9 protein-coding genes are annotated in these 14,061 nt (G+C 63.5%); 5 read left to right on the top strand and 4 right to left on the bottom strand.

Translation table 11 applies throughout. The features are described 5' to 3' along the window. The first annotated feature begins 62 nt into the window (after positions 1-62). Both M5B42_RS08870 and M5B42_RS08875 read left to right on the top strand, forming a co-directional pair. Positions 63-3,533, top strand: a complete 3,471-nt coding sequence (locus tag M5B42_RS08870; RefSeq protein WP_248745591.1) for a calcium-binding protein — start codon at positions 63-65, stop codon at positions 3,531-3,533. A gap of 234 nt (positions 3,534-3,767) precedes the next feature. Next, complete coding sequence (locus M5B42_RS08875) at positions 3,768-6,491, top strand: membrane-targeted effector domain-containing toxin (protein ID WP_248745592.1); 2,724 nt, start codon at positions 3,768-3,770, stop codon at positions 6,489-6,491. A 34-nt stretch (positions 6,492-6,525) separates the two neighbouring features. Here the strand turns inward: M5B42_RS08875 and M5B42_RS08880 are convergent, their stop codons facing one another. The 4 genes from M5B42_RS08880 to M5B42_RS08895 form a co-directional block, all read right to left on the bottom strand. After that, positions 6,526-6,750, bottom strand: coding sequence for an MbtH family protein (locus tag M5B42_RS08880; protein WP_248745593.1), 225 nt, complete (start codon positions 6,748-6,750; stop codon positions 6,526-6,528). Positions 6,751-6,833: 83 nt separating this feature from the next. Next, the gene (locus M5B42_RS08885) at positions 6,834-8,246 is read right to left on the bottom strand and encodes an aspartate aminotransferase family protein (protein WP_248745594.1); all 1,413 of its coding nucleotides are present in this window, start codon (positions 8,244-8,246) and stop codon (positions 6,834-6,836) included. A gap of 151 nt (positions 8,247-8,397) precedes the next feature. Continuing rightward, on the bottom strand, positions 8,398-9,723 hold the full coding sequence (locus M5B42_RS08890; protein ID WP_178129724.1) for an ATP-binding protein: 1,326 nt from the start codon (positions 9,721-9,723) through the stop codon (positions 8,398-8,400). After that, positions 9,720-10,400, bottom strand: coding sequence for a response regulator (locus M5B42_RS08895; RefSeq protein WP_103496883.1), 681 nt, complete (start codon positions 10,398-10,400; stop codon positions 9,720-9,722). Before M5B42_RS08895 ends, M5B42_RS08890 begins: the two co-directional genes overlap by 4 nt. 192 nt (positions 10,401-10,592) lie before the next feature. On the opposite strand from M5B42_RS08895, the gene dsbD reads away from it, so the two are divergent. Genes dsbD through dsbG form a run of 3 tightly spaced genes read left to right on the top strand, consistent with a single transcriptional unit; the run spans position 10,593 to position 13,965 of the window. After that, positions 10,593-12,341, top strand: a complete 1,749-nt coding sequence (gene dsbD / locus M5B42_RS08900) for a protein-disulfide reductase DsbD (RefSeq protein ID WP_248745595.1) — start codon at positions 10,593-10,595, stop codon at positions 12,339-12,341. Beyond that, entirely contained in the window at positions 12,341-13,210 is an 870-nt protein-coding gene (locus M5B42_RS08905) for a TlpA disulfide reductase family protein (RefSeq protein WP_103496881.1), read from the top strand. The genes dsbD and M5B42_RS08905 overlap by 1 nt, the downstream gene beginning before the upstream one ends. Next, positions 13,186-13,965 (top strand): thiol:disulfide interchange protein DsbG, encoded by a 780-nt coding sequence (gene dsbG, locus M5B42_RS08910; RefSeq protein ID WP_152736981.1) that lies wholly within the window; start codon positions 13,186-13,188, stop codon positions 13,963-13,965. The genes M5B42_RS08905 and dsbG overlap by 25 nt, the downstream gene beginning before the upstream one ends. The last annotated feature ends 96 nt before the right edge of the window (positions 13,966-14,061 follow it).

Genomic DNA, 14,061 nt, shown 5'->3' on the forward strand with positions numbered 1-14,061 from the left:
AAACACCCCTGGAGATACTCCTTCGTGCGGTTCCTCAAAACTCACGATAAAAGGACTTGTCCATGGCCAACACACTCAGCAGGAATGATCGGGTCGCCAGACCCGTCGATGGCATTGTCATCTCGGACCTTGTGGCAAACCCTGCCGTCAAGAAGCCTTCCACCAGCCCCGTTCCCTCACCGGCCAGGGGCCGGGCCGGCCTCGCCGAACTGGACGCGCGCCTGGGACCGGTGACCCTGGACAGCTTTGTCATCAGTCGCGTGGAACTCTACGACATGGGCGCCAGGCTCCGTGGACGTGCCCTCGACAGTGCCGACCCGCAACTCCAGGGCAGTGGCCGGATCCTGGTCGAGGGTTTGCAGTTCGATCCGGATGAACTGCAACACCATCTGGAGACAGGGGACGATGCCGATCAACGCCCTATCGACGTGCTGTTTGAAATAGGCTCACAACGCTCCCTGCAGGCACCGCCCTTGCTCGGGACAGAGAAACCAGCGCTGGCCACCAACCTGATGAAGCATCTCAATCAGTTGCTGGTGCGCTTGCAGAACCTGCAAATCCTCACGCACAAATATGTCACCTTCAGCCTTCCGAGCTGGATCGATACCGCCAAGAGCCGCAGCATGCTCACGGCCGGCTCGGGCATGCAGGCCTATGGGATCTACAGCGGCCTGGTCGGCATCCGCGAAGCACTGAAAAAGCGCGACGTCACCGAGGCGGCCGTGAATGCCGGCAGTATTGGCGCCGAGCTGACGTCGGTGTTGGTCGAGCGCGGCTTGCGGAAAACCGGGGAGGCCCTGCTCAGCCAGGGCGGCAGGATTTTCCAGGGCTTTCGCGCCACCTCCGCCGGCCTGCTGGTCAGCCGCAGTGCCGGCCTGCTGGGCAATGTGCTGACCCTGCCGTTCGATATCCACAGTGCCGTGGTGGCGTTCAACAATGCCGCCAAGGCCAGCGGCAAGGAGGCCATGGACCATTACGTCACCGCCGGGTTCAGCATTGCCAGCGCCACCTTGTCGCTGGCCCTCGGCGCGGCCGCCGCCGCCGGCTTCAGCTCCGCCGGCCCGCTCGGTCTCGTCGCCTGCGCGGTATTGATCGTCGGTGCGAAGATCTACAGCGCCGTGCGCCAGGTCGACGATATCGACGACTATATCGAGCTGAGCGTCAACGAGCGCTGGCGCTCGGGCTGGTTCGCCTTTACCGGGCAGGCGCTGGACCAGGAGGTCATGGACCGCTACCTGGTCGAACGCACCCGGGTCGACTATGGCAAAGCCCTGGAAACCCGCGCCAGGGCGCTCCTCGACGTGGAAATGAAGGAAACCCTCGCGGGGGTGGTGAACGGCAGCTTCCACGTTGAGCTGGAGCCCGTCAAACACTGGGCAGCGCGCTGGGATGAGGGCGAGGAACAACCCTATACGACCGTCAATACGCCGGTGGTCCGCGAAGGCGACGATGTCATCGATGCCGCAAAGGGCCTGGGGCAAATCCCGGGTCTGGTCAGCGGAACGCCGGGGGAAAAAAAGGGCCTGCTCTGGCAATTGGGCGGCGGCAACGACCGGGTCATCGGCGTGCGCGACAAACCCAACTACTTTGCCTTTTCCACCGGCAAAAAGACCCTGACCGGAGGCGATCGGGATGACGCCTTTCTGTTCCAGACCCAGGCCACCCTGACCTCCCCCAACGTGCCCGCCATCAGTGCGCTACAGGGTGGAGACGGCCAGGATACGCTGTCGCTGCAAGGGCAGGTCCCATCTCGCAATAGCTTCCGGTTCGTCGGCCACGCGGTTGACCTGGACAGCGGCACCTTGGGTTTGCGGCGCAACGCCGCTGACCTCAACCCGGTCGCCTATGCCACGCTGGACTCCATCGAGCATGTCGAGACCCTTGCCGGTGGCAGCAGTCGCGTGAACGGTAACTCGCAGGCCAATCACATCACCCTGCAGGGCTCGGACGACCAGGCGAGCGGCGGTGACGGCGACGACCACTTCATACTCAAGGGTACCCAGAGCAGGGTCGCTGGAGGAGCCGGCAAGGACCACTACCGGATTACCCCTGCGGGAAGAACCGTGATCCTCGACGAGGACGGCGGTGAACCCAGTACCATCGAACTGGACTGGCCCATGGAGCGTATCCAGAGCTGGCGCATCGTTGACACCGCGCTAGTTGTCACCTCGTTGCGGGACGAAAATGGCGTGCTGCCCAGTCACCAGTTGACCATCCGGGATGTCTACAGGCACGACGGCGGGCGGCAACTGCAAAATGACCTGTTGTTGTTTGTCACCCAGGAAGGCCACACCCTCAAACCCGATCTGCCGGCCACCCTGGAAGGCACCGACGACCAGGATATCCGGGTAACGGTATTGGTCCTCGGGAAACTCCCGCCAGCCCCGCAGCCCGTCAATGGCGGCGAGTACAGGCTTCCCGGAGCCTCGACGAACGGCTACTTCATCGCCAGGAAGACCCTGGACACGACCTTCCTGGTCACGCCTGACGAGGCGCGACCGTCAACCACGCTGTTCCTCGACTACGACAGCGCTGAGATCGAGCAGGTCAGCGCGCGTTACCTGGTGCAATCGAAGAGCATCGGCGCCTTCAACTACCTGAGCTACAGCGAGGCCAGCCTGAGCCTGCGGTTCGACGACCAGACACAACTGACGCTCAAGGACTGGGTGGTCGAAGGCGCGGGCAAAGCGACCGATGTCGGTGCCGCTTTGCATACCACGGGGTTCGACCTGAACCATGGGATTGTCCTGGTGCTGCGCGATGGCAGTTCATACCAGGTGGGCGCGCCAACCGCCAGCTATCTCGACGACAGCCGCAACCCGGGCATCAGGAGCATCGATGGCCGTGCCTCATTACGCAGGCGTACCGGCAACTGCCTGTTCCGTTCGCCGGAAAGCCAGAGCGCCTTGCTGAAGGACCATCCGCAGCGCGTCGACTTCAAAGCCGGCGGCGCCTCGACGATCTACACCCTGGAGGGAATGAGTTCAACCTATGAACTCTATCCCTGCTCCGGCGCGACCATCCGCCTGTCGACGCCGGGAGCCCTGGCGAAAATCACCAATGCGTCGACCTGGTACATCCATACCCAGGCAAGCGCGCAGATCGTAACGCCCGGCGATATCAGGATCGCCCCCCAGCAGCTATGGGTCGGCAATATCCGCTTCCTGCTGCCGGCCCACGACGATCCCGCGCAACCGATGGACCTGATCTACATCGTCGTGACATCCGGCGCCCGGTATGAGGTGGACCGGATCTTCGACCAGCTGTTGCTGCAGGAACTGGATGCCCGCGCCCATGCCGATCTGGACGCCATAAAGCGCTGTATCGAACAGCATCAGGCAGACGACCAGCTGGCCAGCAACCGCGTCAGGATCAAAGGGCTCAGGGTGATCAGCGATTCGACTTCAAGTGCGCGATCCCAGACCGACTACGCCGCAATCACCTACGACACGCTGACACAGCAGTGGCGCACCGACAACGACGAAGCCTCCCTTGTCGACCCTGCGGACCTGTTTATCCACACCCCGCGCTAGCCGCGCGGGGCCTCCAACCCTACCCGAGAAACACCGGACCGGGCTTGCCCACGGCACAAGACGCGCCGTTGGCCGGCCCAGTGAGAACACGCTCAACGAAAGGATTCCGTCATGTCCCCCAGAACACCGATTCGCCCCGGCACCTCCGGCACCGGACAACCCGATCTGCCGGCCATCAGACTCCCCGAAATCAGCCCGGCGATACGCAACCGCCTGCCCGCCACCGGCACCCCGGTGCTGCCGAGCGCCCCCGGGGGCACACCGCCCGTCAGGCCGGTAGTGGCTCCCGTCGCACAAATCCCCGGCACGGCCCCCATTGCCATCAGCAGCATCGTCGGTCCCGTTGCCAACAGCCTATCGCCGGGCCGCCCCTTGAGCGCCTACTCAAGGCCCGCGCCCAAAGGCCTGCCGCCCGCCGACAGCGAAGGGTTTCGCGTGGCCCAGCAGCGCAAGTTCGTCAATCTCGAAGATGGCCAGGTGGTCATGGTCCGCTATGACGAAAGCGTCAGGTCCTACTGCGCCCAGGCGCGGGAAGAGTTCCTACCCTCGGGCCCGGCCTTGTACCGGGTCGCGGGCAGCGATATCTGGAAAGAAAACAGTGCTGCAACGGCCTTGCGTCAGTATCAACTGCCTGAGGAACATCGACTGGTTGTCGCCCAGGCGCCAGCCTTGTCGAACACCAGCAGTTCCCTCGTGCAAATCGCCACGAAGAAGAAACTCGTGGAGCTGCGCGCACGGCTGCTGGCGAATTCCGACACTTTCTTCAGAAACAACACACTGCCGCCCGCGCCCACACGTCCCCAGCCAAGCCGTGGCACCAGCCCCCGCGCAATGATCGAAGCCTTTTATCAAGACGCCGAAGGCTTGGTCCTCGGCGAAGTGCTGACCAGCCCGGGCAGCAAGCTGTTCCTGATCGAGAACATGGCCACCTTGGCTGAAAAAGGCGTGAAAACCCTTTATCTGGAGCACCTCAGAACCGATATCGAGCAAATTCACCTGGACCACTTCCACAAAACCGGAATCATGAGCCATCAACTGGATACCCACTTGCGAGTACTGGGCACCGTGTATGGCAGCTCCTCGCCGGGCTTTTACAATTACCATCGCCTGGTCAGCACCGCGCAAGCTCACGGTATTCGGGTTCAGGCGCTCGATTGTGCGGCGAGCTACTCACTCTCGAAAGATGAACGCGCCCTGTTCGACCACGGACGGGTGATGGTCCAGCATGCCAATCAGGTCATCCACGCCGATCGGCTGAATGGCGCCGGGGGTAAATGGATTGCCCTGCTGGAAAACAAACATGCCAATAGCCGTCACTCCAGAATTGCCCCGGGACTGGCCATGGCCCAAGGCGTTATCGGCCTGCAGGTCGAAGATGTGGTGATCGGGCCCGCGGCACAAACGCTGCTGCCGGTCGCCTCCAGCACCACCCATACCAACTTCATCGGCGCCGACCTGAAACTGTCGGTAAAAGTACCCTGGAATGTCTCGTTTGAAGCTTCGCCCCGCTTCAGGGACTTGCTCAACCCCGAAATCCGCGAAAAAAAGGGTGTCGCGATAATGGACTCCGGCAATGCCACGAATAGCGTCAATCGCAATATCCGCAGCGAATTCTTTCGCCGCAAGGAACTCCTGGAGAAAACCGCCCAGGCCTTCTTTTCCCACTCCCAGGTCATCCCTGGCCAACGCCCAGTGCCGCAGTTATCGGCAGAAAGTCCTCCGGCGCGGTTCCTTGAAAAAATCTACGAAAACAGCCAGGGACTGGTGCTGGGGGCTGGTAGCCAGTCAACCATGGCGAGGCAACTGCTGATCGACAACCTGCCGGTTCTCTCGAAGCTGCAGGTGCAAAGGATTTATGTACAGCACCTGATGAAAGACTTCGACCAGCAGCTTCTGGACGACTTTCACACCACGGGTGTGATACCCGACGAACTGAAGAACCTGCTTCGCAATGAGGACAGCAAGGACTCGATTGATCCGAAGGGCAAGTATTCACTGCGGCAATTGCTGGTCGGCGCTCGCCAGCACGGTATCAGGATCCAGGCACTGGACACGGCCATCAGCTATCCCGATGGGAAGCGCGTGCAGAACCGGGACCCGGCATGGAGTCCGAGCATCAGGCGCTTGTCCACCTTCAACTATATTGCCCACAAGCTGATCAGCGCCGACCAACAGCAATACGGTGCGCATCGATGGCTGGCGCTGGTGGAAAGTATCCATGTCAACACGCTCAGGCAAATACCCGGTCTGGCCGAATTACAAGGCGCGGTGGGCCTGCGTACTGTCGCCACGGGGGGGAAGCCGGCGCTACGGATCACGCCAGACAGCGGCGAAGTGGCGCTTTTTTCCAATGGGGTTCATCAGGTCCGCGTGGACCTGAAGCTGGAGATCAGTATTCAGTCCTCCCCCCTGCGCCCCAACCAGCACAACCCCAGGGAGTGTCTGCACAAGCCATCGGACTTCCTGATTGAAACCACCAACGAGGGTTTCCTGCTGGTCCAGAAACCTAAAGACAGGCCCTACACGGAGATCCCATTGATTGCCAGCGAAGGACAGTTCCTTGCCCCGGCCGGATCCGGTATTCCTGACAGCGAAAGATTCAGCAGCATTGGCGATCTGGTATGGCGGCTCAAGAGCATCGGCATGGTGCAGGTGGCCGGGACGCCCGGAGGCCTGCCCGGGACACTCAGGCTCGATACCCATCCTCAACTCCATCGACCTGGCATGTTTCTGTTCGGCCAGGTCGAGAACGGCCCCGTTCTGGTCTATCGCTCAACGGACCGCTCATTGAAGGTCATCCCGATCCTGCAAAAGGCCGGGATGCCCGACCAGCTCTGCCTTAAAGCACCAGCACTGGGCTACGACGGATCGGAAGTCTTTGACGATCTCGATCATTTGAAGCGCGAATTGATCTACGCGAAGAATCTGGACCCTTACATAGCCCATCACGATCTCTGAACAGTCGGCCCCCATCGCGCGCGGGGGCAAGCCTTCAACCCGAGATGGCCTGCGCCTCCATTTTCTGGCGCAGGCTCAGCGGGCGCATATCGGTCCAGACCTCTTCGATATAGTCCAGGCACTCTTTCTTGAAACCGCTTTTACCCACGGCGCGCCAGCCATTGGGGATCGCCTTGTAGTCCGGCCAGATGGAATATTGCTCCTCGTGGTTGACCACTACCTGGAAGAGGATGTCGTCGCGGTCGAATACTGAAGTCATTGCTGTTCTCCGTCGTGTGGGGATGAGGCCGCGCCCGCTGCGCAGCGCTCGTGTAGAAGGAAACGTTGAAGCCCGGCAAAAAATTAGAGGCCGGCCACCGCCGCCGCCAGCGCATCACCGAAAATCCGTGCCACTTCGTCAATCTGAGGCGCGCTTATCACCAGGGGCGGCAAGAACCGCACCACGCCACCGTGACGCCCGCCCAGTTCGAGAATCAGCCCGCGCTTGAGGCACTCACGCTGAATCAGCGGCGCCAGGCGCGCAAAGGCTGGCGGATGACCCTGGGCATCCGGGGTACCGCTCGGATCGACCAGTTCGACCCCCAGCATCAGGCCGCGCCCACGGATATCGCCCAACTGCGGGAAGTCCCGCTGCAGGATGCGCAGGTGCTCGCTCAAACGCGCGCCCATGGCCGCCGCGTGGGCCGGCAGGTCGTGTTCCTTGAGATAACGCATCACCGCGGAACCGGCGGCCATGGCCATCTGATTGCCACGGAAGGTCCCGGCATGGGCGCCCGGGGCCCAGGTGTCGAGCCAGTCGCGATAGACCATCACCGCCAGGGGCAGGCTGCCGCCAATGGCCTTGGACATCACCACCACATCCGGAATGATGCCGGCGTGTTCAAAGGCGAACATCTTGCCGGTACGCCCGAAACCGCTCTGGATCTCGTCGACGATCAGCGCCACGCCGGCCTGCTCGGTGATCCGCCGCAGGCCGCGCAGCCAGTCGAGGTCCGCCGGGATCATGCCGCCCTCGCCCTGCACCGCCTCGACAATGATCGCCGCCGGCAACTGCACGCCGCCCTCGGGATCGTTCAGCAGGTTTTCCAGGTAATGCAGGTTGACCTTGACCCCCTGCGCGCCACCCAGGCCGAACGGGCAACGGTAGTCGTAGGGATACGGCAGGAACTGCACGCCATTGCCCAACAGTGCACCCAGCGGTTTTTTCGGCCCCAGGCTGCCCATCAGGCTCAAGGCGCCCTGGCTCATGCCGTGGTAGGCGCCCTGGAAGGACAGGATGGTGCTACGCCCCGTGGCCGTACGCACCAGTTTCAGCGCGGCCTCCACTGCATCGGTGCCGGTGGGGCCGCAGAACTGGATCTTCGCCTCCTTGGCCAGGGCCTCGGGCAACAAGCCGAACAGGTCCTGGACAAACTGGTCCTTGACCGGCGTGGTCAGGTCGAGGGTGTGCAGCGGCAGCTCATCGGCCAGGACCTGTTGGATCGCCTCGATCACCACCGGGTGGTTGTGCCCCAAGGCCAGGGTCCCGGCACCGGCCAGGCAGTCGATGAAACGACGGCCCTCGACATCCTCGACATACAGGCCCTTGGCGCGCTTGAGCGCCAGGGGGATACGCCGTGGGTAGCTGCGAGCGTTGGATTCCTGGCGACTCTGACGGGCCAGGATCGGCGACTCGTCGAACTGATAGAGCGTTCCAACCGGCAGCTGGCTGGCGCTCACCGGTATTTTTTCGATAAGGCTGGTAGCGACTGACATCTCTCGATCCCTCAATACTCTGCTGATAGTGACCAAAACCCTGTGCCCGCGCGCGGGTGCGCGCAGGCTTTGTGTTCTGGAAACGCACTGGCGCCGCCAGGATTTACACCCGGGCGACGCTTTGCATCAGGAGTTTTTCAGGAGAGGGGGTTCAGACCGCCTGCAACGGCATGGTCAGTTCGACCCGCAGCCCGTCGGGACGGCTGTCGAAGTGCAGCACGCAGCCGCAACGCTGGACGATGGCGTTGACAATCGCCAGCCCCAGGCCGCAACCGGTGCTGGTGCTGTTGCGCCAGAAACGTTGGGTCAGGTGTTGCAGATCGTCCGGGGCGATGCCCGGGCCGTGGTCGCGGACCTGGAAGCGCACGCGGTTGCCGATGGTTTCCACGTTCAATTCCACTGGCGCATCCCCCGGTGTGTGGCGCAGGGCATTGTCCAGCAGGTTGCGCAAGGCGGCGATGGACAGGGTCGAGGGCATTTCCAGCGGCGCCGCGGAGAAGTTTTCCGCGAGGTGCAAGGCAATGCGACCACGATTGCCATTGGCCGAATCCTGGATCGCCAGGCGCGCCACCTGCTCGGCATTGCACTGCACACCATCGTCGAACGACAGGCTGCCTTCGACCCGCGCCAACAGCAGCAATTGCTCGAGGGTCCGGTGCAGGCGGTCGGCGCCGGCCTCGGCGTGGGCCAGGGACTGGTCACGGGCCGCGCCTTCGGTCATGCGCGCCACTTGCAGGTGGGTCTTGATCGCGGTCAGCGGGCTGCGCAGTTCGTGGGCGGCATCGCCGGTCAGGCGGCGCTCGCGCTCGATGGTCTTGCCGATACGCTGGAACAGCTGGTTCTGGGTGTCCAGCAGCGGCTGCAATTCCCGGGGCAACGGCTGCACCTGCAAGGGTTCGAGGGAGTCGGGGCTACGGCGCATCAAGGCATCGCGCATGCGATTGAGCGGCGCCAGGCCCTGGCCGATCCCCAGCCACAGCAGGCACAGGCAACCCACCAATGCCACGCCGACCGGCACCGAGGCCGCCAGCAGCACCGAAAGGTTCAACGCCTCGCGTTCGACCTGGCGGTCGGCGGTGGTGATATGCACGTCGCCGCGCACCAGGGTAAAGCTGCGCCAGGGCGCGCCGTCGATCATCTGGTCGTGGAAACCGGCGGTCTGGTCCTCCAGGGCCTGTTCCGGGTTGTTGTGGCTGCGGGCGAGGATCTCGCCGCGCAGGGAGCTGACCTGGCAGGCCATACCGCCGGGGATATTAAGCTGCTCGGCGCTGAAATGGGTGCCGTCGCCCTTGGTCGAAATCGGCGGCAACTGCTCCAGCAACCCGGCGACCATGCGCGCCGAAGCCACCAGGCGCTGGTCGAGGGAAAACATCATCTGGTGACGCAGGTCGCTGAGCATCCAGGTCGCGGCCAGGGCCCAGATCAGGATAAACGCCGCGCCGATGGTCAGGCTCAGGCGCAGACGCAGGCTCATCATGACGCGGTGTCCTCGTTACCCGCCGGGCCCAGTCGATAGCCGAGGCCGCGAACGGTTTCGACAATGCCGTTGCCGAGCTTGCGGCGCAGGTGGTGGATATGCACGTTCAAGGCATTGCTTTCCAGCTCGTCGCTGAAACCGTAGACGCTGTCTTTCAGTTGCTCGCTGGAGAGGACCCGGCCGCGGTTGTGCAGCAGCGCCTGCAACAGCGCCTGCTCACGGCGCGACAGGTCCACCGGCTGGCCGCCGAGCAGGGTCACGCGGCTGCTCGGGTCGTAGCTCAGGGCGCCGTGCTCGATCAGGTTGACGCTGCGCCCGGCCACGCGCCGCAGCAGGGTTTGCAGGCGGGCGAAGAGTTCGCGCAGGTCGAAGGGCTTGAGCAGGTAGTCGTCGGCGCCGGCCTGCAGGCCGTCGACCCGGTCGGTCACCGAGTCGCGGGCGGTGAGGATCAGCACCGGTATCTCCAGGCCCTTCTGGCGCAGTTGTGCCAGCAGCTTCAGGCCGTCTTCATCGGGCAGGCCGAGGTCAAGTACCATCACGTCGAACTCGGCCGCGCGCAACATGGCCCGCGCCGCCGCGGCATTGGCGACATGCTCGACGATCATGCCCTGGGCGGTCAGTCCGGCCTTGATGCCGCTGGCGATCAGTTCATCGTCTTCGCAAACCAGTACATGCATGGGGATACCTGCGCAAATGTGTCGATTGGAACGCAAATGGATTAAGCGGCGATTATGCCGCCAATGCCCGCAGAATAGTTAATCACCCGGTGCCTACAAAGTCCGTGTACAACCCGGATAATATCGGGTTAATGATCGGTTAATCGCCCGCTTGCAGGCTGGCCCCACTCGCCACGGTTCTAAGGCTTTTTTATGCGTTGGTTGTTGACCTTTGTTTTTGTCCTTTTCGCAGGCCTGGCCCAGGCCGGTAACGATCCGTTCGCGGTAAAAAAGCCGGACTTCCTGCCCGTCGGCCAGGCCTTCGCCTTCAGCACCGAGACCCTGGCCTCGGGACAAACCCGGCTGTACTGGCAGATCACCGACGGTTATTACCTCTACCAGAAACGCCTGAAGCTCGACGGCCTCGACCCGGCCCAGCGGCCCGCGCTGCCCGAGGGCGAGCACCATAGCGACGAGTTCTTCGGCGACCAGCAGGTCTATCGCAGCGAACTCGAGCTGCTGATCCCGGCCGGCGCCACGGGCAAGGTCACCGTGGGCTGGCAAGGCTGCGCCGACGCCGGCCTGTGCTACCCGCCACAAAGCCAGGTCGTCGACCTGGGCGGCAAGGCCCCGGTGTCCACGGCGCCAGGCCAGGCTCAGGCGCAGGATCAATCCCTGGCCGCCAACCTGCAGCACAACGCCCTGGGCTGGAGCCTGCTGGCCTTCTTCGGCCTCGGCCTGCTGCTGGCGTTCACCCCGTGCATGCTGCCGATGCTGCCGATCCTCGCCGGCCTGGTAGTGGGCAGTGGCGCCAGTCCAAGGCGCGGCTTTGCCCTGGCCGGCAGCTATGTGATCTGCATGGCGCTGGTGTATGCCGCACTGGGTATGCTCGCGGCCCTGCTCGGCGGCAACTTGCAGGCGCTGCTGCAACAACCCTGGTTGCTGGGCAGTTTCGCCGCATTGTTCGTGGTGCTGGCCCTGCCGATGTTCGGTTTCTTCGAACTGCAATTGCCGGCGGCCCTGCGTGACCGCCTGGAAAACGCCGGCAGTGGCCGTCGCGGCGGCAGCCTGGTGGGGGCCGGGATACTCGGCGCCCTTTCCGGCTTGCTGGTCGGCCCGTGCATGACCGCGCCCCTGGCCGGTGCCCTGCTGTATATCGCCAAAAGCGGCAATATCGTCGAAGGCGGCCTGGTGCTGTTCACCATGGGCATCGGCATGGGCTTGCCGCTGTTGCTGCTGGTGACCGTCGGCAACCGTTTCCTGCCCAAGCCGGGATCCTGGATGGACCGGGTCAAGGCGGTGTTCGGCTTCCTGTTCCTCGGCACCGCCGTGCTGATGATCCGCCCGGTGGTCAGCGAATCCCTGTGGCTCGGCCTGTGGGGCGCGTTGCTGCTGATCATCGCCTGCAGCTGCATCTGGCAACAGACCCGGCAGCCGGGCCCCACCGCCCTGCTGAGCACCTGCGCCGGCGTCCTGCTCGGCCTCTGGGGTTCATTGCTGGTAGTCGGGGCGGCGGGTGGCAGCACCGAGCTGTGGCGACCGTTGCACGTCTATACCGGGGCGGCCGCGGCCAACGGCGCGACAGCGGCCCACGATGCCTTTATCACCCTCAATGACCCGGCTGCCCTGCAGCGCGAACTGGACACGGCCAAGGCCCGGAGCCAATGGGTGCTGGTGGACTACTACGCCGACTGGTGCGTGTCGTGCAAGATCATGGAAAAAACGGTCTTCTCCCAGGCCGAGGTACAGGCTGCCCTGGGCGATGTCCGGCTGGTGCGCCTGGATGTGACCAACGACAACCCCGCCAGCCGCGAACTGCTCGGCCGCTATGAAGTGCCGGGACCACCGACCCTGCTATGGCTCGCACCGGACGGCCAGGAACGCCGGGCCAGCCGGATTACCGGCGAAGTCGATGCCAAGGCTTTTCTCCAGAACTGGAACAGCACACGGGATGCTCGCTGATGCTCACCCTGACCCTCGGTACCTTCGCGTTGTCGATCAACCACCTGCTGTTGTTGCTCGCCCTCGCCCTGGCGACGCTGGTGGGCTGGCGGGTGGCGAAACGCAGCGGTGACAACCCGGAGTCGGTGCTGTTCGGTCTGTTCATGCTGGCCATGCTGGTGGCGCGGATCAGTTTCGTGATCGCCTACTGGAGCTATTTTCGCGAAGATCCGTTGCAGGTGCTGGATATCCGCGACGGTGGTTTCCTTGCCTGGCCGGGGGTGCTGGCGCTGCTGTCGGGCACCGTGCTGTTCTGCTGGCGACGTCCGGCCCTGCGCCGGCCGCTGGGTTTCGGCCTGGGCAGTGGCCTGGCGTTCTGGCTGCTGGCCAGCCTGTCGATGACCCTCTACGAACAAGGCACCCGCCTGCCGGAAATCACCCTGCGCAATGCCCAGGGCCAGGAGGTGCAATTGCGCGACTACCAGGGCGGCCCGCTGGTGATCAACCTCTGGGCCACCTGGTGCCCGCCGTGCCGACGGGAAATGCCGGTGCTGCAAAAAGCCCAGCATGAACGCCAGGACGTGACCTTCCTGTTCGTCAACCAGGCCGAAAGCATGCAGAGCGTCAGCACCTTCCTGATGACCCAGGGCCTGAACCTGGACAACGTGCTGTTCGACGGTACCGGCAAGCTGGCCCAGAGCGTCGGCTCCATGGCCCTGCCCACCACCCTGTTGTACAACGCCGAAGGCCGCCTGCTGGGTACTCACCTGGGCGAATTGTCCCAGGCCAGCCTGGCCCGGGCCCTGGAAAACTTCGGTCCGCCCAAATCCACTTCGGCCACACCGGCCACCGCAAGGAAACCGCTATGCCCTTCAACCGCCACCTGCTGAACCTGAGCCTGAGCACCGCACTGGGCGCGTTGCTGCTGCAAGCGCCCATGGTCCAGGCCGAAGAACTGCCCGCGCCGATCAAGAGCATCGAAGCCAAGGGCGCGAAAATCGTCGGCAGCTTCGACGCGCCGGGTGGCCTGCGGGGTTATGCCGCCCAGTTCCAGAATCGGGGCATGGCCCTGTACCTGACCGCCGATGGCAAGAATGTGATCGCCGGCAACCTGTATGACGCCGACGGCAACGACCTGAGCCAGGCGCCGCTGCACAAGCTGGTGTATGGGCCGATGGCCAAGCAGGTCTGGGGACAGATGGAGAAGAGCAGCTGGATCGAGGACGGCAAGCAGGATGCACCGCGCACCGTCTATCTGTTCAGTGATCCGAACTGTCCGTACTGCAATATGTTCTGGGAACAGGCACGGCCGTGGGTCGACTCGGGCAAGGTGCAATTGCGCCATATCATGGTCGGGATTATCCGCGAGGACAGTGCGGCCAAGGCGGCCGCGCTGTTTACCGCCAAGGACCCGCAACTGGCCCTGCATGACCATGAGAAGGCCGGCAAGGGCAGCAAGCTCAAGCCGCTGGACACGATCCCGGCACCGATCCAGGCCAAGCTCGATGCCAACATGAAGCTGATGGAGGATCTGGAGCTGTCGGCGACCCCGTCGATTTTCTATCTCGATGAGAATGGTGATCTGCAACAGCAGCAGGGTGCACCGTCACCGGACAAGCTGCTGAAGATTCTCGGGCCGAAGTGATTCGCGGCCAAGCTCCAGACGGCTGGGCCTGACGCTATTTGGCGCCAAAACACGTGACTGTAGGAGCAGGGCTTGCCCGCGAAGCTTTTAGCGTCC

The organism is Pseudomonas sp. MWU12-2037 (genome assembly GCF_023242345.1).
Lineage (GTDB): Bacteria > Pseudomonadota > Gammaproteobacteria > Pseudomonadales > Pseudomonadaceae > Aquipseudomonas > Aquipseudomonas gingeri_D.